We start from the raw sequence: 18,743 nt of genomic DNA on the forward strand, positions 1-18,743 counted from the left end.
CCACTCGGGCGGTCGCAAAAGTCAGCGATCGCCCTCCCGCCTGAAAAAAACTCAAAAAAAAGCCTGCCGTTTGATGCTGGCAGGCAGTATGAGCAAACCGATGCTATTGCACGGCGGCAAACGCCGCGGCAACCCTTTGTACGTTGCTGTGATTGAGTCCGGCTATGCAAACGCGGCCACTGGCGATGAGGTACACGCCAAACTCCTCGCGCAGCCGATCAACTTGTTCAGGGCTGAAACCAGTGTAGCTGAACATTCCGCGTTGCGTCAGCAGGTAGTCGAAATTGCGACCGGGCAAGGCTTGTTTTAGCGCATCCACCAGCGTTTGACGCATCTCAGCGATGCGTTGACGCATCGACGCCACTTCCGCGTGCCACTCAGCGTTGAGCGTTTCGTCATTGAGCACGTGAGAAACCAGCTGTCCGCCAAAGTTCGGCGGGCTGGAGTAATTACGACGGACCGCCGCCTTCAACTGACCCAGAACGCGCTCTGCCGCGTGGCTGTCTTCGCAAATGACGGAAAGCCCGCCCACGCGTTCGCTGTACAGCGAAAAGATTTTAGAAAACGAATTGCTGACCAGCGCCGGTAGACCGGAGCCTGCGATTGCGCGGAGGGCATAGGCATCATCGTCCATGCCTGCGCCAAATCCCTGATAAGCGATATCAAGGAAAGGGATCAGATGGCGCGAAAGCAGCACTTCAATAACCTGCTCCCATTGCGCACGGGTAAGGTCCGCGCCGGTCGGGTTGTGGCAGCAGGGGTGCAACAGGACGATGCTTTTTGCCGGCAACTGCTTCAGCGCATCAAGCATACCCTGGAAATTCACACCGCGGCTGGCGTCGTCGAAGTAGGGGTAGGTATGCACCTTGAAACCGGCGCCGGAGAAGATGGCGATATGGTTTTCCCAGGTTGGATCGCTGACCCATACTTCAGCGTCAGGAAAATAGCGTTTGAGGAAATCCGCGCCGACTTTCAGCGCGCCTGATCCGCCCACGGTCTGGATCGTGGCGATACGCCCGGCATTCAGCGCGGGGTGGTGAGCGCCAAACAGCAACTGCTGAATGGCGCTGCGGTAAGACGCCAATCCTTCCATCGGCAGGTAGCTGCTCGCCTGTTTAAACTGATTCGTCAGTTGAGCCTGTGCGGTGCTGACCGCTTTCAACTGGGGGATCACCGCGTGCTCGTCGTAGTAAAGCCCGATGCTGAGGTTAACTTTGTCGGCTCGGGGGTCCTGTTTAAATTGCTCCATCAACGACAGGATGGGATCGCCCGCATAGGCGTCAACATGTTGAAACACGGTCACGTACTCCTGAGTTAATCGATTTCTTGCGTAGTGATCTTGCGCATGGTCATACGACTTTACACCGCGTAGCGTCCCGGACGGTGATTCATGGCAATAATCAGATTCAGGATGGTCGCCCCCACAATCGAGGCCACCAGCATGGGTATGCTTACCACGAACAGCGACGCCAGCACAATAATCACATCCACCACCATTTGAAATTTGCCCGCTCGGATGACGTTTTTCTCTTGCAGATACAGCGCGAGAATATTGATGCCTCCCAGACTAGCTTTGTGGCGGAATAAGACAATGAATCCCAGTCCCATGATCACATTGCCAAAGAGTGTCGCATAAAAAGGATCGAGCAGGTCGATATGGATGAAATGCCCGTGAAGGTCGGAAAACACCGATACCAGCGCAACGGCGCAGAAGGTTTTGAGCGTAAAACGCCACCCCATTCGGCGGATAGCCAGATAATAAAATGGCAGATTAATCAGAAAGAACGCGACGCCGAACGAGATGTGAAGCACATAGTGCAGCAAAAAGGCCATCCCCGCCGTACCGCCGGTCAGGGCGCCGGACTGACGCAGCAAAACCACGCCGAAAGACACCATGAGCGTACCAATAAAGAGCGCGATCGTATCTTCGATCGGCGTGTGCGACAGATCGTCGTGGCTGATGACATTATCCATAAGAACAGTACGTTAATTGAAAGAACGGTGAGAAATAGGAAGCAAAAAATGCACCAAACCAGGCCAACTCACGTCAGTTTGGGGGATCTTCAAACAATTTTTGGCTAACGTATTGATATCTTTAAGGGTTGGATTTGCACGGAATGCGCATAAAAAGGGATATTTTGATTGTGATGTGCGATATGTCTTCATTTTATGCGTGATTTGACTAAGAGGCGTGCACCATCATAAAGCCTTATGCCCCGAAGTGGGGCAATCAGGCCGTCGTCGCCATCAGTCCATTTTCCTTAAGGCGGTTGAGAACCACCGAGGTTTTCAGGTGCGCCACGCTCTTGTTCTGCGACAGTATACGACTAATCAGTTCGCTGAGCCCGGGGAGGTCCGCCACCGCGACTTTCAGCAAATAGTCGGCGTCGCCGGTAGTTTTGTAGGCGTCGATAATAGCATCCACTTCGCCCAGCATTTGGTGGAAGCTGTCCACGCATTCTGGGGTGTGATTGATGAGGCGCACTTCGATCAACCCCAGCGTTTCCAGCCCGATCGCGTCCGGCGCAAGTCGGGCGTGATATCCCAGAATCAGTTGCGCCTGCTCAAGAGCGATGCGTCTTCGCGAGCATTGCGATGCGGACAGCCCGACCAGATCGCTCAGTTCCTGATTGGTGAGCCGGCCATTCGACTGCAGCAGCGTCAGGATTTTCAGGTCAAAGTCATCAATGTTGTACATGGTGATGTCTACCGGGCAAAAAACGAGTTTACAGACTAACAGGTTTTTGCCGCACGGAAACCCTGCCTGCGCTCCCGACGAGACGGTGTTGAAGGGCAACGCGTTTCGAGCGCGGCGGAATGCGGGTACGGATGAAAATTTCGCGAGCGGCTTGTAGACGAAAGTCTGGAGGACGACGCCAAGGACGGTGAGTTTGGAAGCGTGAGATAAGCGGATTGCTCTCTTACAGTTGGTGCGCCTGTCGGGATGTGTCATAAAGAGTGAAAAATTATCTCGTCGGCGCAAGCACGACGTCGCTCAACGTCAATGGTAAGGGTTAAATGAAATGAAGAAATGGTTCCCGCTGACTCTGTTGCTGGCTTCCGGCGCTGCAAGCGCCGCATCGCATCTGGATAGCGTGCAGCGGCAGGGCGTGCTGAGAGTCTGCACCACCGGAGATTACAAGCCCTACAGTCTGCTGCGGGAAGATGGCGAATACGAAGGGATTGATGTCGACATGGCGCACTCGCTGGCCGCCAGCCTGGGCGTGAAGGTCGCCTGGGTAAAAACGACCTGGAAAACGCTGATGCCCGACTTTCTGGCTGGGCGTTGCGATATTGCCGTCGGCGGGATTTCCGTGACGCTGGAGCGGCAGAAAAAAGCGTCCTTCACGAACAGGATCGATGTGGATGGGAAAATCCCGCTGGTGCGTTGCGAAGACCAAGCGAAGTATCAGACGATCGACCAAATCAACCGCCCATCCGTGCGTCTGATTGAGCCTGCCGGAGGCACGAATGAAGCATTTGCGCACGCGCATTTGCCTAATGCGCAGCTGATACTGCAAGACAACGTGACGATTTTCCAGCAACTGGCGGACGGCAAAGCGGACGTCATGATCACCGAGGCGTCGGAAGCGTTGTATCAACAGAAACATTATCCGTCGCTGTGCGCGGTCAATCCGGCGCATCCGTTGCAGTACGGCGAAAAAGCATTTTTGCTGCCGCGGGACGACGCGAGCTGGAAGCAGTATGTTGACCAATGGCTGCACTTGACAAAAGCCACCGGAGAGCACCAGGAGATTATGGGAAAATGGCTCTCGGTAACAAAATGATAAACTGCTTATGGTTAGATATCAGGTTGCTTGGACTGAAATAAGGGTATTATGCCATATTTAATGCGATCGCACCGATAGCTAAATAGAATAATTTTTTAACTATCGGTGCTTTTTTTGTTCATATTTTTTGAACGTGGCCAGCAAATTAACCCAATTTTAACAGCGCCGTAACTAGACTATCATTATTCACATCGAAGACAGACATCGTCTTCCTCACCATCATGTGAAGGATATTTTTATGAAAACCCTGAATACTGTTATTGCCGCTGTTGTTCTTTCCACTGCTTCATTCGCTACGCTGGCCGCGACCGAAGTCAACCAGGCTCAGGATACGTCGATCGGTAGCGTCTCCGCCAGCGCAAGAAACCTGGGCGACCTGCAGACCAACCTGTCTTCCGCAGCGGATGCCTCGGGTGCGAAGTCATTCCGCATCATCTCTACGATGGACAGCAGCAACCATATCCGTGGTGTCGCTGAACTTTATAACTAATTTCTCCGGTGGGACATCTTCATAAGGTTGGCAGCTCATGAAACCTATCGATGATAAGGCACCTGACAAAAAGGCCCGCAATAGTATTGCGGGCCTTTTTTACGTCTGCGTCAGAACAGGTGAGATCAGAAGGGTTCGTCCGTGTAAACGATTTCGGTGCGGGAAGTCAGGCGCGTCAACAGCTCATAGGCGCTGACGTCATTCACCGCCGCCACGCTTTCGATAGGCAGATGTTTTCCCCATAGCTCAACTTTATCGCCGACGCGATCCCGCGACTCCGGCCCGAGATCCACCGTGATCATATCCATCGATACCCGACCCGCCAGCGGGACTTCGCGTCCGTTGACCCACACCGGCGTACCGCTTTTCGCGCAACGGGGGTAGCCGTCTCCGTAGCCCATGGCGACCACGCCGAGTCGCGTATCGCGCGGGCTGGTCCAGGTACTGCCGTAGCCGACGGGTTCGCCGGAATGATGTTCGCGTACGGCAATCAGATGGGACGTCAACCGCATCGCGGGCTGTAACCCCCAGCGGGCGGCATTGTCGCCGTCGAGCGGCGAAACGCCATAAAGCACGATGCCGGGACGAATCTGGTCGCGGTGCGACTGCGGCCACAGCAGAATACCGCCGGACGCGGCGATGGACTGCGCTCCCGGCCTGCCTGCGGCAACCGCGTCGAACGTCGCCAACTGGTGCTTGGTGACATCCACCTCCGGCTCATCCGCACGGCAGAAATGGCTCATGATGTTCACCGGTTGCACCACATTGTGGCAACGGGATAGCCGTTGCCAGAAGTCGCAGGCCTGGTCCGGCCGCACGCCGAGGCGGTGCATGCCCGTGTCCAGCTTCATCCAAACCGTCAACGGACGCTCCAGCGTCGCTTGTTCCAGCGCTTCCAGTTGCTCGATGCTATGGACCGCGGTTTCCAGCCCCTTGGCCGCCAGCAGCGGAAGTTCCTCCGCAGAGAAAAAACCTTCCAGCAACAGGATAGGGTGGGTGATGCCCCCGGCGCGCAGGGCCAGGGCTTCGCTGAGGCGGGCGACGCCGAAGGCATCGGCGTCGCCCAAGGTTCGGGCGGCTTCCAACGCGCCATGCCCATAGGCGTTGGCTTTAACTATCGCGACCAGACGGCTATTGGGCGCACGCTGGCGGATGACTTGCAGATTGTGTCGCAGAGCGCGGCGATTAATGACGGCGGTTGCCGTTTGCATGCTCGTTCCCTTATCACATTATTCATCATCGTACTGTGGCCCGGCGTAGTTATCGAACCGCGACCACTGCCCGTTAAAGGTCAGTCGTACCGAGCCAATGGGGCCGTTACGCTGTTTCCCAATAATAATTTCAGCGATGCCTTTCAGGTCGCTGTTCTCGTGATAAACCTCGTCACGATAGATAAACATGATCAAGTCGGCATCCTGTTCGATGGAGCCGGACTCACGCAGGTCGGAGTTGACCGGACGTTTATCGGCGCGCTGCTCCAGACTACGGTTCAGCTGGGATAGCGCGATAACGGGCACTTGCAATTCTTTCGCCAATGCTTTGAGCGAGCGTGAAATTTCTGCGATTTCCAGCGTACGGTTTTCCGACAGCGACGGCACCCGCATCAGCTGCAGGTAGTCGATCATGATCAGGCTGAGGCCGTCATGTTCGCGGAACACGCGACGCGCGCGGGAGCGGACTTCCGTCGGCGTCAGGCCGGAGGAGTCATCAATGTACATGTTGCGCTTTTCAAGCAGCAGCCCCATGGTGCTGGAGATGCGAGCCCAGTCCTCGTCGTCCAACTGACCGGTACGAATACGGGTCTGATCGACGCGCGACAGCGACGCCAGCATACGCATCATGATCTGCTCGCCGGGCATTTCCAGACTGAAAATCAGCACGGGTTTTTCCTGCGTCATAGCGGCGTTTTCGCACAGGTTCATGGCGAAGGTGGTTTTCCCCATGGACGGTCGGGCGGCCACGATAATCAGGTCGGATTTCTGCAACCCGGCCGTTTTCTTATCCAGGTCCTGATAACCGCTGGAAACCCCGGTGACCCCGTCGTGCGGACGCTGATAAAGCTGCTCGATACGGGAGACGGTGTCTTCCAGAATACGGTCGATGCTTTTTGGGCCTTCGTCCTTGCTGGCGCGGTTCTCCGCGATTTGGAAGACGCGGGATTCCGCCAGATCCAGCAGATCTTCACTGCTGCGGCCTTGCGGATCGTAACCGGCATCGGCGATCTCGTTGGCGACGGCGATCATCTCACGCACGACGGCGCGTTCACGCACGATATCGGCATATGCGCCGATGTTCGCGGCGCTGGGGGTGTTCTTGGCCAGCTCGGCCAAATAGGCGAAGCCGCCGGCGGATTCCAACTCGCCTTTCTGCTCCAGCGACTCTGACAAGGTAATCAGGTCGATGGGTTTGCTCATCTCCAGTAAACGCTGCATTTCGCTGAAAATCAGCCGATGAGCGCGATTGAAGAAGTCATTGGTGACGACGCGTTCTGCTACGTTGTCCCAGCGCTCGTTGTCGAGCATCAGTCCACCCAACACAGACTGTTCCGCTTCCAATGAATGTGGGGGGAGCTTTAGCCCTTCGACCTGACGGTCGCGAGGTTCTGCGGATTTATTGGTGGATCTTTTCTTCTCAGCCATGAAGCGCGTTCTTACGGGTTGATTTACCAGAATGGAAGGGGGCATTGTATCTCTGAAAAGCGGGAATGGCACCCGCTGTCACCGTAAACCCTTAAATTGAGAAAGAACCTGGAGAGCATATGGCTAAGCGCATTCAATTCAGCCGCCCCGGCGGGCCGAGAGTGCTGGAGCTAATGGATTACCTCCCTGCCGAACCGGCCCGAAATGAGGTACAGATCGAAAACCGCGCCATCGGCGTCAACTTCATCGACACCTATTTCCGCTCCGGGCTGTATCCTACGCCGTCCTTGCCCTCCGGTCTGGGGAGCGAAGCGGCGGGCGTGGTGGTCAACGTCGGTGCCGACGTCTCGGCGCTGCGGGCGGGCGACCGCGTGGTCTATGCGCAGGGCGGGTTGGGCGCTTACAGCCAGGTGCACAACGTTGCAGCGGATAAGGTGGCGAAGCTGCCGGACGCCATCAGTTTCGAACACGCGGCGGCCAGTTTCCTGAAAGGGCTGACGGTTTACTATCTGCTGCGTAAAACCTACGACGTACAGCCGGGGGAAACCATTTTGTTTCATGCGGCGGCGGGCGGCGTTGGACTAATCGCTTGCCAGTGGGCCAAAGCGCTGGGCGCTCGACTAATCGGGACGGTGGGATCCGCGCAGAAAGCCGAGTTGGCGCAACAGGCCGGGGCGTGGGCGACGATCGACTACCAGCAGGAAGATATCGCGCAGCGCGTATTGGCGTTGACCGATGGCAACAAGGTCGGCGTGGTGTACGACTCAGTCGGGAAGGCCACCTGGGAAGCGTCGTTGGACTGCCTGCAACGCCGAGGATTGATGGTGAGTTTCGGCAATGCGTCCGGACCGGTGACGGGCATCGATCTCGGCATCCTCAACAAAAAAGGCTCGCTGTACGTCACGCGGCCGTCGCTGTTCGGTTACATCACCAATCGCGAAGAGCTGGAGGAAGCCAGCAACGCGCTGTTCTCCCTGCTTGCCAGCGGTGCAATTTCAGTAGACGTACCGGAGGCACAAAAATTTGCGTTGGCCGATGCCCGTCAGGCGCATCTGGCGCTGGAAGGTCGTCACACTCAAGGTTCCTGCCTGCTGATCCCGTGATGCTTGGGCGGGATGTGAGCCAGAGTTTCCAGCTACGCCCGCTTTGCGGGCGTTTTTTTGTGTGCAACGGGAGGATTCCCCCGGCTTGCGCCGGGGAGGCTGCGAGGTATTAACCTGCGCTTTGAGGGGGATGGACGCGCTCTACCGCCGGTAACGGGCGAAAGAAGCGCCGCGGATTTTCATCGCGCTGTCTTGTAGGGTACAGCGGTCCGTCGGGAGCAGGGGCCTCTAGGCGTTGTTGTTTTCTGTCCCGACGTTGATGAAAACAGGGGCCTGAGCGCGGCGTGCAGGCGGTGCTCAGACTGACGAGTCAGAAGCGTATCAGCTTGAGGACGTAAAAACGCATCGTCGACGCACAATTTTGACGATGGGTTTCACTCACCTCCACACGCAGGATGGCGGCTACCGGTAATAGCGCTGACGCTGTTTCTGCTGATAGCTGCGCCACATCCATACTGCGGCGACGGCCAGCAGCAGCCACGGCAGCATTTTGAACGCCATGACCAACAAACCGCCGAACAGCATAAAGACCGTGGCCGCCAGCAACGCGGCGAGCACGCCCAGCAGCGATATTCCCGTCATCAACAGCATGACGAAGAAACCGACGACGAAGAAAATTTCAAACATGGCGTACTCCTGTCAGGGTGGAGCCGGGCGTCACCCGGCGAGTGTGGCGTACAACGCCTGACAGGAGCTATTACAAGAAGCATGCCAACGCGATACTGAGCTAACCCGTTGACTTTATTCGCAGGAAGAGTGGCGTCAGGCCTGACGCCTCAGCGAAAACCACTAATTGTTAGCGAATCCCGCCGCATCGCGCGGTACCAGCGAGAGCGCTTTCTCCACGACGGACACATCCGCGCCGGGGCGATGCGCATTTTCGCTCAGGTAGCGACGCCAGCGTCTGGCGCCCGGCACGCCCTGGAATAGCCCCAGAATATGACGCGTGATATGGCCGAGATAGGCGCCCTTTGCCAGCTCGCGTTCGATATACGGATAGAGCGACTCCACCACGCTGAACGGGTCGGGCGCACTCTCCGCGCCGAACAGCTCGCGATCAACCTGCGCCAGCAGGCCGGGGTTCTGATACGCCTCGCGGCCCACCATCACGCCATCCAGATGCGTCAGATGTTCTCGGGCTTCCGCCAGCGTTTTAATTCCGCCGTTGAGGGCGAGGGTCAGCGCGGGAAAGTCCTGCTTGAGCTGGTAGACGCGCGGGTAATCCAGCGGCGGGATTTCGCGGTTTTCCTTCGGGCTGAGGCCCGACAGCCAGGCTTTACGGGCATGGACGATAAAGTTGTCGCAGCCGCCGCGTGTCGCCACCGTGTCGATAAAATCGCACAGGAACGGATAGCTGTCCTGCTCATCAATGCCGATGCGGGTTTTGACCGTGACGGGAATGTTCACCACGTCGCGCATCGCTTTGACACAGTCGGCCACCAGCGCCGCATTCGCCATCAGGCATGCGCCGAAGCGGCCGTTTTGCACGCGGTCGGACGGACAGCCGACGTTCAGGTTAATTTCGTCGTAGCCGCGGGCCTCGGCCTGTTTCGCGCACAGTGCCAGCGCCGCCGGATCGCTGCCGCCCAGCTGCAGGGCCACCGGATGCTCCTCCTCGCTATACGCCAGATAGTCCCCTTTACCGTGAATGATGGCGCCGGTCGTCACCATTTCTGTGTACAGCAGCGCCTGACGGCTCAGCAGCCGGTGAAAGTAGCGGCAGTGGCGATCCGTCCAGTCGAGCATCGGCGCGACGGAAAAACGGCACAGCGGGTAAGCGGTCTGCGCGTCGGAGGAAGTACGGGGATCTAACGTGTTTTCAGCTTTATTGTCTGGGTGCATGTCTTCATTTTCTGGCGTGTGGAGGCGGACTCAGCGCGTCGGTAAACGGCGTCCGACTGGGGTCGAACGTATGTTGCACTAATATAACATAAGGTCGCATTAACACGCGGATGCCGTGCGGAGAGAACGTGTAGGATGGCGGGATGCGCCGGCGCGATATCACATAAACGCGATGCGGCAGGGCGCGAAACGCTCGGTGCGTTGCTACACTTGCTGCGCCGGAGTCACGCAGGCAATGAACGTTTTCTGAACGGTTTTTCATGCACTTGGGGGAGTTATGCAGTGTGATTTAATCCTGGACGACGGGTTCTACCGCCCGCTCTCGACTTACGTCGACGGCCTGTCTTTTCATCTGTTGCAACATAATTTCACTTACGGCGTCTTTTCACGCCGACAGGACGAAGCGTCTGTCGTTGCCGGTTACGAAGTCTATCCCTATAAAGATCTGTCTCAGGAACGCGCGTCGTTGCACCGTCAACTGACGGCCGTCCTCGGGGACGAGGCGATCTCCACGCTCGTTTTGTGGGTCAATCTGGGCGTCGCCCGGCAGGAAATTCTGCTGTATGAAATTCTGGTCTGGCTTGCCGAGGGGCGCTGGGGCGATAAGGTCGCCGTGCGCTGCGTGGATCTCGCCGAGCTGCCTTCGCCCGCCTATCAGGAAGGAACGGCCGCTTACTACCTGCGGATTTACCATGATTTTTCGCTGCCGCAAAATAACAATCCCCTTACGCCTGAGTTGACCGCGGGCGCGCGAAATACGCTGTCGGAGCTGTATCACGCGGGTCACCTGATCGTCAGGCACAAAGACGTGCTGGCGGCGCTGCCGACGAATTTTTTCGATGAGGTTATCGTCTCCGTGGTGAGTACGCGCTATCAGCCGGTCAAGGTCCTGACTGCGAAGGTGATGTTGTCACTGTGGGCGAAAGGCTACGCCGAGGTGGAGGATGTGATCATCATGTCGCGCATTCTGTTCCTGGTCAGCCACGATCCCCGGTTACAGGCGCGGAAAAACATCTTCGATCAGAACCTGATTTCCAACGTTTATATCAAGCTGACGTGACGGCGGCGTCCGGCGGGCTCAACGCCGAAGCCGGACGCATCGCGCATGACTCTCTCACTTCCTGTCGTCATCGTCGATGAGGTGCTGCAAGCGCGCCGGGAATGCCTGCGCAACTCGTTGCAGATGTTCGGTCACGGTATCGACCAGCGCGGAGGCGGGGCGGTGCAGCGGGCGAATCAGGCTGACGGTAAAGGGGACGTCTATGCTAAAGCGGCGGACGACCACGCCGTGACGCGAGGCGGCATAGTCCGCGGCGGTCAACGGGTTGACGATGGACAGCCCCACGCCAGCGCGCACCATCGCGCAGACCGAGGCGGCGCTGTGCGTTTCCATCACCATACTGCGCTCCACGCCCGCTTCCTGAAACAGATGGTCGAGCCATTGGCGGTAGCTGTCTGCGCTGGACAGGCTGATGAACGGCTGGTGGCGAAAATCCTCCGGCGTCAGCACCGGCTTGCCGGCGAGCGGATGGCGAGATGGCACGACGCAGACTTCGCTGAGCTGCATCAGCGTCTGACGCTCGGTGCCTGCGGGCGTCGCGCTGTTTTCGGTCAGCCCGAGGTCGTGACGCTGCGCGGAGAGCCACTCCTCAAGCAGCGGCGACTCTTGGGGAATGATGTGCAGATTGAGCGTGGGGTACTCCGCCAGCAGCGGCTGACAGACCTCCGGCAGCAGCGACTGGGAAAACACCGGCAGGCAGGCGATGGACAGCTGCGCCTGTTGAAAGCGGCGGATATCGTCGGCTGCGCTGACGATCCGGTCCAGCCCGTAATAAGAGCGCTGGACCTCTTCGAACAGCTGTAGCCCCTGCGCGGTCGGATGCAGGCGGCCGCGCACCCGGTCGAACAACGCCATCTGCATGAGACGCTCGAAGCGCGCCAGCTCCCGGCTCACCGTCGGCTGCGACGTATTGAGCAGGCTGGCGGCTTCGGTCAGGTTGCCGGTGGTCATCACGGCATGAAAAATTTCGATATGTCGCAGGGAAATGGCCGCCACGGGAGACACCTTGCTGTGGGATAAAGCCATATCATAAATGAATAGACTCTGCGTAAAAGGATATTTGTCTCCCGAAAGGGAGATTACGCACAATGAGGACATGATTTCATTTATCAGGTTTTGACCGAATGCCGCACGATCTTAATACCCCGTCCCACGCGTTGAACGCAGACAGCCTGCGGGCGCTGCCGTCCCGTTTCGGCTGCCCGGTCTGGGCCTACGATGCCGACACCATCACCAGCCGCATTGCCCAGTTGCGCGACTTCGACACCATTCGGTTCGCCCAGAAGGCGTGCTCCAACATCCACATTCTGGCGTTAATGCGCCAGCACGGCGTCAAGGTCGACTCCGTCTCGCTGGGCGAGATCGAGCGTGCGCTGGCCGCCGGGTTCCAGCCGGGAACGCCGGATCATGAGATCGTCTTCACCGCCGATCTGTTGGATCAGGCTACGCTGGAACGGGTGGCTGCGCTGAACATTCCCGTCAACGCCGGGTCTGTGGACATGCTCGATCAGCTGGGCGCCGTGTCGCCGGGGCATCCGGTGTGGCTGCGCGTCAATCCGGGCTTCGGTCACGGACACAGCCAGAAAACCAATACGGGCGGCGAAAACAGCAAACACGGCATCTGGTTCGGCGATCTCCCGCTGGCGCTGGCGGCGATTGAGCGTTATCAGCTCAAATTAGTCGGATTGCATATGCACATCGGCTCCGGCGTGGACTACGGCCACCTGGAACAGGTTTGTGATGCGATGGTGCGGCAGGTGATCGACTTTGGCCAGGATCTGGAGGCCATTTCCGCAGGCGGCGGGCTGTCCATCCCTTACCGTTACGGTGAAGAGTCGATCGACACGCAACACTATTACGGGCTGTGGAACGGCGCGCGTGAGCGCATCGCCGCGCATCTTGGTCATCCGGTCATGCTGGAGATTGAACCCGGCCGCTTCCTGATGGCGGAAGCGGGCGTGCTGGTGGCGGAAGTCCGGGCGGTTAAGGCGATGGGCAGCCGTCACTTCGTGCTGGTCGACGCGGGTTTTAACGATCTGATGCGCCCGGCGATGTACGGCAGCTACCATCATATTTCCCTGCTGCCGGGGGATGGACGCGATCTCGACGGCGCTTCCCTACGCGATACGGTCGTGGCGGGGCCGCTATGCGAGTCCGGCGATGTCTTTACCCAGCAGGCGGGCGGCGGCGTCGAAACTATCGCCCTGCCGGACGCCAACGTCGGGGACTATCTGGTTTTCCACGATACCGGCGCTTACGGCGCTTCCATGTCCTCCAACTACAACAGCCGTCCGCTGCTGCCTGAAGTCTTGTTCGAAGGTGGGAAGCCGCGTCTGATCCGCCGTCGGCAGACGGTGGAAGAGCTGCTGGCGCTGGAACAGCTGTAATTTTCTTCTCGCCTTTCCCTGCATTGGGGAGAGGCGCATCTCATCGTCCCCGCCGTCCCCGTCGTCTGTGACCGGTCTCTCCCCGCCTTGTCTTTCCACACGGTTTTCATCGTGATTTCACCGGCTGAATTTGTGCTTGCGCACATAGGTGAACGCCGCCGTCAGCCCTAAAATAAGGGCTATCAAATCGTGGTTTTATCTTATCGACGTCCGTCGTCGCAACACCGTTTCTCTACCCTACGTAACAGATATAACAATAACGAGGTCATATTATGAACGGCATGGAACCCCTTGGTTGGTATGGGGCATTGATAGGTCTATTCATTGCCATCTTATTGATTCTTCGAAAAATAAACCCGGTCTATTCGCTATTTTTCGGTGCGATAGCGGGCGCGGTGATCGGCGGCGCGAGTCTCGACCAGACGCTGGCTCTGCTGACCGCCGGTACGCAGAGCGTGATGGGGACGGTGATCCGCGTTCTGGCCGCCGGTGTACTGGCCGGCGTGATGATGGAGTCCGGCGCGGCGGAGACGATCGCCCAGGCGGTGGTGAAAACCATGGGCGAGGGCAAAGCGATCATGGCGCTGGCGCTGGCCACCATGATCATCACCGCCGTCGGCGTTTTTATCCCGGTCGCGGTGCTGATCGTCGCGCCGATCGCGCTGTCGGTCGGCAACAAGATGGGGATCTCCAAGCTGGCGCTGCTGTTGGCGTTGTCCGGCGGCGGCAAGGCGGGCAACATCATCTCGCCGAATCCGAATGCCATCGCGGCCGCTAACGGTTTTCACATCACCCTGAGCGATGTGATGATCGCCGGTTTTATTCCCGCCGTGGGGGGGGTGTTGATGACGATCCTGATCGCGGGTTTGCTGAAAAATAGAGGCGCCAAGGTGACGGACGAGGAAGCCGCCGCGCTGTCCGCGCATCAGGTCCCCGGCGATAAACATTATCCGCCGTTGCATCAGGCGATCGTCGCGCCGCTGGTGGCGGTGATCCTGCTGATGATCAATCCTATCGGCTCGATCTTGCATATCCCGCTGCTCTCCGAGTGTAAGCTGGATGCGCTGTACGTCCTGCCGATTGCCGGGATCGTCGGCCTGCTGGCGATGGGGCAGCATCGAAAACTGATCGCCTACACCGCATCCGGGCTGGAGAAAATGACGGCGACGGTGCTGATCCTGATCGGCGCCGGGGCGATAGCGGGTCTGATTGCGGCGTCGAACCTGTCGGCGCAGGTGGTGGCGATCATCGACCTGATGGGGATCTCCGGCACGTTTCTGGCGCCGATTTCCGGGATCCTGATGGCGGCGGCCACGGCGTCGACCTCTACCGGCGTGATTCTGGCGACAGGGACGTTCGGCAGCGCCATCGCCAACGTCGGCGGCAGCCCGATCGCCTCCGCGGTCATGGTGCACACCGGGGCGACCGTGATCGACTCCTTGCCGCAGGGCAACTACTTCCACGTGACCGCGGGCAGCATGAACATGGCGTTGCGTCAGCGGATGTCGCTGATTCCTTATGAAGCGATGGTCGGCGGCACCATGACCCTCATCGCCACCGTGCTGTACGGTCTCCTTTAACCCGTGACGAGAAGATTCCTATGAAACATCAAACCTTTGTATTGGCGCCGGATTCGTTCAAAGAGAGCATGACCGCCAAAGAGGTCTGCGTGGCGATGGAGAAAGGGCTGCGCAAAGTCTTTCCCGGAGCGAACTACATTCATGTCCCGATGGCGGACGGCGGCGAGGGCACGGTGCAGTCGCTGGTCGACGCCACCCACGGCGAGCTGTTTCAGCTTCAGGTGACCGGGCCGCTGGGCACGCCGGTGGACGCGGTCTACGGCGTTATGGGCGACGGTCTGGTGGGGGTGATCGAAATGGCCTCGGCCAGCGGCATCCACCACGTCAATGAGCAAACCCGTAATCCGCGGGTGACGACGACCTATGGCACTGGCGAACTGATCCGGGCCTGTCTGGATAAAGGGATAGAAAAAATCATCCTCGGGATCGGCGGCAGCGCGACGAACGACGGCGGCGCGGGGATGGCCGAAGCGCTCGGCGCCCGTTTCTTCGACGGCGACGACAAGCCGCTGCCACGCGGCGGCGGGGCGCTCGGACAGCTTCGGCGTATCGACGTCAGCGGAATGGATCCGCGCCTGGCGCAGGTCGAGATCGTCGTCGCCTGCGACGTCACCAATCCTCTGTGCGGCGAACACGGCGCTTCCCGGGTCTTCGGACCGCAGAAAGGCGCAACGCCGGCGATGGTGGCGCAGCTGGACGCCAACCTGTCTCACTATGCCGACGTGGTGTTGCAGCAGTTAGGCAAGTCCGTGGGGACGGCGCCGGGCGCGGGCGCGGCGGGCGGACTGGGGGCGGGGCTGATGGCCTTCACCCGCTGTGTGATGCAGAAAGGCATCGATATCGTCATCGAGTACAGCGGCCTGCGGGATAAGTTGCAGGGAGCGGACTACTGCTTGACGGGCGAAGGCCGCATCGACAGTCAGACCCGTTTCGGCAAAACGCCTTACGGCGTGGCGAAGACCGCGCAGGCGCTACAGGTGCCGGTGATCGCTGTGTCCGGCTGTGTCGGCGACGGCATCGAGTCGCTGTATCAGGAAGGGATCGACGTCATCTTCGGGATGATCCCGCGCGCCGATCCGCTGGCGTCGTTACTGCAAGCGGGGCCTGCGAATATGGAACGCGCCTGTGAAAATATCGGTCGCTTAATCCGTATCTCCCATGCGCGCGGCGCGTCGACGAGAGGTTAACCCCGGCGTTGCGTCGGCGGGATCATGCTAGGCTGAGTGAGCGGGCGAGCGCGGTGTTGCCGCGCGCCTGCGCCACCGTCTGGAGAAAAGACATGTTGGAGTACCATTTTGACGCCACGCTGGCCGGTGCCATTGTCGCGCGCACGATGCAGATCATCGAATGCAACGTGAACGTGATGGATGCGACGGGGAGAATCATCGGCAGCGGCGACAAGGAGCGTATCGGCGAAATTCATGAGGGCGCGCTGCTGGCGCTCGCGCAGGAACGCATCGTCATGATCGACGACGCGTCCATGCACATCTTGCAGGGCGTGAAGCCCGGCATCAATCTTCCCCTGCGGCTCGACGGCGTGATCGTCGGGGTGGTGGGGCTGACGGGTCAGCCGGAGGGACTGCGTCAGTATGGCGAACTGGTCTGCATGACAGCGGAAATGATGCTGGAGCAGGCGCGGCTCATGCAACTGCTGGCGCGCAACAGCCGTCAGCGCGAAGAGCTGGTGTTGAACCTGATCCGCAGCGAGACCCATTCCGAGACGGTCAGCGAATGGTCGAGACGGTTGGGGATAGACTTGCAGAAGCCGCGCGTTGCGTTGGTGGTGGAGCTGGATAGCGGCCAGCTAGGCGTCAGTACGGCGATGACCGAGCTGCAACAGTTTCAGAATCTGCTGACGGAGCCGGGCATGGCGCCGGATCGGGAAGAGGGGCTGATGGCGATCGTCTCATTGACCGAGATGGTCGTGCTGCAACCGCTGTCCGAGCATGGCCGTTGGGATCCGGAGGCGCATCTGCGGCGCATCCAACTGCTGTATCAGCGCCTGCATGACGAAAGCCCTCTGCGGGTGCGGCTGGCGTTGGGCAACTTTTTTCCCGGCGAAGGGGGCCTGCAACGTTCCTATCAGACGGCGAAAACCACGATGAAAGTGGGCAAGCAGCGCCAGCCCGATGCGCATTGCTACAGCTACCAGGATATGGCGCTGCCGGTGCTGCTGGACAGCCTGCGCGGCGGCTGGCAGGCCAATGAGCTGATGCGGCCGCTAGGACGGCTGCGGGCGATGGACGGCAATGGGATCTTTCGCAAAACGCTCTACAGCTGGTTCTGCTACAACTTGCAAAACACGGTCACGGCGAACGCGCTGTACATCCATAAAAATACGCTGGAATATCGCCTGCGCCGCATCTCGGACATCACCGGACTCAACCTCTCCCGCGTCGACGATCGCCTGTTGCTGTATATCGCGCTCCAACTGGAAGAGGGGTGATCCGCCGCCTCGATTATGGATGGGCGGCGGTGGCGTAAGGTCCGGGCCGCACCGAATCGCGAATTTTCAGCACGCCGGTAAACGGCGTCAGCGGGGTGGCATCCTCTCCTGAAATCAGACGCAGCGCCTGCTCAATGGCGGCGCCCATCATCTCTTCGATCGGCAGATACACCGTCGACAACGACGGACTCAGATAGGCGGCGTTAGGCTCGTCGTCGAAACCGAACAGGGACAGATCCTCCGGCAGCGTTTTACCCGCTTCGTTAAACGCCTTCATTGCGCCGATGCACATGTCGTCGTTGCTGGAGAAGAGCGCGCTGAACGCCGTCCCGCGCACCAGCAGCGTACGCGCGGCGAGATAGCCGCTCTCCACGCTGCTGTCGCCGTGGACGATCAGTTGGGGATCGATCGTCAGATTGTGGTGGCGCAGCGCCGCTTTATAGCCGGACAGACGTGCCTGTGACGTCGGCGTCGTCATCGGACCGGTGATGCAGGCGATCTCCCGGTGGCCTTGGGTAATCAGATAGTCGACAACCTGAAAAGCCGCGCTCTGCTGCTCGAAGACAACGCTGCGATCGCGCCGCTGCGGCAGGTCGCGGTTGATCACCACTATCGGGACGCTGGACTCCGCCAGCAGCGTCATCAGCTCCTGTTCGGACATGTGGCGGGTGTAAAGGATGATGGCGTCGCAGCGGCGGTCGGCCAGCAGCTGAACCGACTGGCGTTCGTCCTCCGGCGTGTCGTGCCCGTCGGTGACGATCAGGTGTTTGCCGCTGCGCTCGGTCAGTTCGGCGGCCTGGCGCAGCAGGCGGCCAAAGTAGGGACCATCGAAATGAGACACGACGAGGCCGATGCTGTTCGAGCTGCGGTTGGCCAGCGAGCGCGCCAGAAAGTTGGGCCGGTAGCCTAACTCGGTCATGGCCTTGAAAACGCTTTCTTTGGTACTGGCTTTGACCTGGCCGGTGCCGTTCAGGACGCGTGATACCGTCGCTTTTGAAACACCGGCGCGGCGGGCCACATCAAGCATGGTTTTCATGGCGGTTTATCCGTCTTCAGTTGTTCAGTCTGAGTTCGCATACTATCACAAGGGCGAAAAAGCGCGCACAAGGGGGGATTTCGGGCCGTAAGCCCGAAAGTGTTTTTGCTTGAAAATAACCCTAGTCACAGGGTGTGATTACATGCTGGGTCAGAATTTTACACATGGTTGCACTTCATGCAGTTATCTTGCGATTCGTCACTAGAGAATAAATGTCTGACTCTCTAGAGTGAAAGTCCCAGAGGTATTAATGGGTGATAAGTGGATGTGATGTTCACCATGAACCATATTTATTTCACCAACCTACGCAGATGCGTAGGTTTTTTTTGCCGGTTGTTCCCCCGACGAACACGTTCTGTTCCTTTATCT

General features: G+C 58.9%; 17 protein-coding genes. 8 read left to right on the forward strand and 9 right to left on the reverse strand.

Annotated elements, in window-relative coordinates:
* Positions 1–103: 103 nt before the first annotated feature.
* The 3 genes from AU511_RS01565 to AU511_RS01575 all read right to left on the reverse strand — a co-directional run bounded on the left by AU511_RS01565 (position 104) and on the right by AU511_RS01575 (position 2,698).
* Positions 104–1,297 (reverse strand): amino acid aminotransferase, encoded by a 1,194-nt coding sequence (locus tag AU511_RS01565; protein ID WP_094108619.1) that lies wholly within the window; start codon positions 1,295–1,297, stop codon positions 104–106.
* A gap of 62 nt (positions 1,298–1,359) precedes the next feature.
* Positions 1,360–1,974 (reverse strand): YitT family protein, encoded by a 615-nt coding sequence (locus AU511_RS01570; RefSeq protein ID WP_094100827.1) that lies wholly within the window; start codon positions 1,972–1,974, stop codon positions 1,360–1,362.
* Between the two features lie 256 nt (positions 1,975–2,230).
* Entirely contained in the window at positions 2,231–2,698 is a 468-nt protein-coding gene (locus tag AU511_RS01575) for an Lrp/AsnC family transcriptional regulator (protein WP_094100828.1), read from the reverse strand.
* Between the two features lie 325 nt (positions 2,699–3,023).
* Between AU511_RS01575 and AU511_RS01580 the strand changes: the two genes are divergently transcribed.
* Positions 3,024–3,788 (forward strand): transporter substrate-binding domain-containing protein, encoded by a 765-nt coding sequence (locus AU511_RS01580; protein WP_094108554.1) that lies wholly within the window; start codon positions 3,024–3,026, stop codon positions 3,786–3,788.
* 241 nt (positions 3,789–4,029) lie between these two features.
* On the forward strand, positions 4,030–4,281 hold the full coding sequence (locus AU511_RS01585; RefSeq protein WP_094108555.1) for a YdgH/BhsA/McbA family protein: 252 nt from the start codon (positions 4,030–4,032) through the stop codon (positions 4,279–4,281).
* A gap of 125 nt (positions 4,282–4,406) precedes the next feature.
* Here AU511_RS01585 and alr read toward each other — a convergent pair whose 3' ends face one another.
* The gene (gene alr / locus AU511_RS01590) at positions 4,407–5,492 is read right to left on the reverse strand and encodes an alanine racemase (protein ID WP_094108556.1); all 1,086 of its coding nucleotides are present in this window, start codon (positions 5,490–5,492) and stop codon (positions 4,407–4,409) included.
* Positions 5,493–5,510: 18 nt separating this feature from the next.
* Complete coding sequence (dnaB, locus tag AU511_RS01595; protein ID WP_026739166.1) at positions 5,511–6,920, reverse strand: replicative DNA helicase; 1,410 nt, start codon at positions 6,918–6,920, stop codon at positions 5,511–5,513.
* A gap of 119 nt (positions 6,921–7,039) precedes the next feature.
* On the opposite strand from dnaB, the gene AU511_RS01600 reads away from it, so the two are divergent.
* The gene (locus AU511_RS01600) at positions 7,040–8,023 is read left to right on the forward strand and encodes a quinone oxidoreductase (RefSeq protein WP_094108557.1); all 984 of its coding nucleotides are present in this window, start codon (positions 7,040–7,042) and stop codon (positions 8,021–8,023) included.
* A 402-nt stretch (positions 8,024–8,425) separates the two neighbouring features.
* On the opposite strand, the gene pspG is transcribed toward AU511_RS01600, so the two are convergent.
* Positions 8,426–8,650 carry an envelope stress response protein PspG gene (pspG, locus tag AU511_RS01605; protein WP_094100833.1) on the reverse strand — a complete coding sequence of 75 codons (225 nt, stop codon included), beginning with the start codon at positions 8,648–8,650 and terminating at the stop codon, positions 8,426–8,428.
* A 162-nt stretch (positions 8,651–8,812) separates the two neighbouring features.
* Entirely contained in the window at positions 8,813–9,865 is a 1,053-nt protein-coding gene (dusA, locus tag AU511_RS01610) for a tRNA dihydrouridine(20/20a) synthase DusA (protein WP_094108558.1), read from the reverse strand.
* A gap of 277 nt (positions 9,866–10,142) precedes the next feature.
* Between dusA and AU511_RS01615 the strand changes: the two genes are divergently transcribed.
* Positions 10,143–10,925 carry a hypothetical protein gene (locus AU511_RS01615; protein ID WP_094100835.1) on the forward strand — a complete coding sequence of 261 codons (783 nt, stop codon included), beginning with the start codon at positions 10,143–10,145 and terminating at the stop codon, positions 10,923–10,925.
* A 54-nt stretch (positions 10,926–10,979) separates the two neighbouring features.
* Here the strand turns inward: AU511_RS01615 and AU511_RS01620 are convergent, their stop codons facing one another.
* The gene (locus tag AU511_RS01620) at positions 10,980–11,921 is read right to left on the reverse strand and encodes a LysR family transcriptional regulator (RefSeq protein ID WP_094100836.1); all 942 of its coding nucleotides are present in this window, start codon (positions 11,919–11,921) and stop codon (positions 10,980–10,982) included.
* 128 nt (positions 11,922–12,049) lie between these two features.
* Here AU511_RS01620 and lysA point away from each other — a divergent pair, with 128 nt between their 5' ends.
* From lysA to AU511_RS01640, 4 genes are all read left to right on the forward strand, one after another.
* The gene (gene lysA, locus AU511_RS01625; protein ID WP_094108559.1) at positions 12,050–13,312 is read left to right on the forward strand and encodes a diaminopimelate decarboxylase; all 1,263 of its coding nucleotides are present in this window, start codon (positions 12,050–12,052) and stop codon (positions 13,310–13,312) included.
* 272 nt (positions 13,313–13,584) lie between these two features.
* Positions 13,585–14,892: a GntP family permease gene (locus tag AU511_RS01630; RefSeq protein ID WP_094100838.1), complete on the forward strand. Its 1,308-nt coding sequence runs from the start codon at positions 13,585–13,587 to the stop codon at positions 14,890–14,892.
* 20 nt (positions 14,893–14,912) lie between these two features.
* Positions 14,913–16,079 carry a glycerate kinase family protein gene (locus tag AU511_RS01635; protein ID WP_094108560.1) on the forward strand — a complete coding sequence of 389 codons (1,167 nt, stop codon included), beginning with the start codon at positions 14,913–14,915 and terminating at the stop codon, positions 16,077–16,079.
* Positions 16,080–16,171: 92 nt separating this feature from the next.
* Entirely contained in the window at positions 16,172–17,338 is a 1,167-nt protein-coding gene (locus AU511_RS01640) for a CdaR family transcriptional regulator (RefSeq protein WP_094108561.1), read from the forward strand.
* A 13-nt stretch (positions 17,339–17,351) separates the two neighbouring features.
* On the opposite strand, the gene AU511_RS01645 is transcribed toward AU511_RS01640, so the two are convergent.
* The gene (locus AU511_RS01645; protein WP_094108562.1) at positions 17,352–18,374 is read right to left on the reverse strand and encodes a LacI family DNA-binding transcriptional regulator; all 1,023 of its coding nucleotides are present in this window, start codon (positions 18,372–18,374) and stop codon (positions 17,352–17,354) included.
* Between the last annotated feature and the right edge of the window lie 369 nt (positions 18,375–18,743).

Source organism: Lonsdalea iberica, assembly GCF_002111585.1.
In the GTDB taxonomy this organism is placed as follows: Bacteria; Pseudomonadota; Gammaproteobacteria; order Enterobacterales; family Enterobacteriaceae; genus Lonsdalea; species Lonsdalea iberica.

Excerpts from the sequence above, each read along its gene's own strand:
- AU511_RS01645 (WP_094108562.1), bottom strand. The coding sequence starts at position 18,374 with ATGAAAACCATGCTTGATGTGGCCCGCCGCGCCGGTGTTTCAAAAGCG.
- AU511_RS01615 (WP_094100835.1), top strand. The coding sequence starts at position 10,143 with ATGCAGTGTGATTTAATCCTGGACGACGGGTTCTACCGCCCGCTCTCG.
- AU511_RS01570 (WP_094100827.1), bottom strand. The coding sequence starts at position 1,974 with ATGGATAATGTCATCAGCCACGACGATCTGTCGCACACGCCGATCGAA.
- AU511_RS01580 (WP_094108554.1), top strand. The coding sequence starts at position 3,024 with ATGAAGAAATGGTTCCCGCTGACTCTGTTGCTGGCTTCCGGCGCTGCA.
- pspG (WP_094100833.1), bottom strand. The coding sequence starts at position 8,650 with ATGTTTGAAATTTTCTTCGTCGTCGGTTTCTTCGTCATGCTGTTGATG.
- AU511_RS01635 (WP_094108560.1), top strand. The coding sequence starts at position 14,913 with ATGAAACATCAAACCTTTGTATTGGCGCCGGATTCGTTCAAAGAGAGC.
- dusA (WP_094108558.1), bottom strand. The coding sequence starts at position 9,865 with ATGCACCCAGACAATAAAGCTGAAAACACGTTAGATCCCCGTACTTCC.
- AU511_RS01575 (WP_094100828.1), bottom strand. The coding sequence starts at position 2,698 with ATGTACAACATTGATGACTTTGACCTGAAAATCCTGACGCTGCTGCAG.
- AU511_RS01600 (WP_094108557.1), top strand. The coding sequence starts at position 7,040 with ATGGCTAAGCGCATTCAATTCAGCCGCCCCGGCGGGCCGAGAGTGCTG.
- lysA (WP_094108559.1), top strand. The coding sequence starts at position 12,050 with ATGCCGCACGATCTTAATACCCCGTCCCACGCGTTGAACGCAGACAGC.
- AU511_RS01640 (WP_094108561.1), top strand. The coding sequence starts at position 16,172 with ATGTTGGAGTACCATTTTGACGCCACGCTGGCCGGTGCCATTGTCGCG.
- AU511_RS01585 (WP_094108555.1), top strand. The coding sequence starts at position 4,030 with ATGAAAACCCTGAATACTGTTATTGCCGCTGTTGTTCTTTCCACTGCT.
- AU511_RS01630 (WP_094100838.1), top strand. The coding sequence starts at position 13,585 with ATGAACGGCATGGAACCCCTTGGTTGGTATGGGGCATTGATAGGTCTA.
- alr (WP_094108556.1), bottom strand. The coding sequence starts at position 5,492 with ATGCAAACGGCAACCGCCGTCATTAATCGCCGCGCTCTGCGACACAAT.
- dnaB (WP_026739166.1), bottom strand. The coding sequence starts at position 6,920 with ATGGCTGAGAAGAAAAGATCCACCAATAAATCCGCAGAACCTCGCGAC.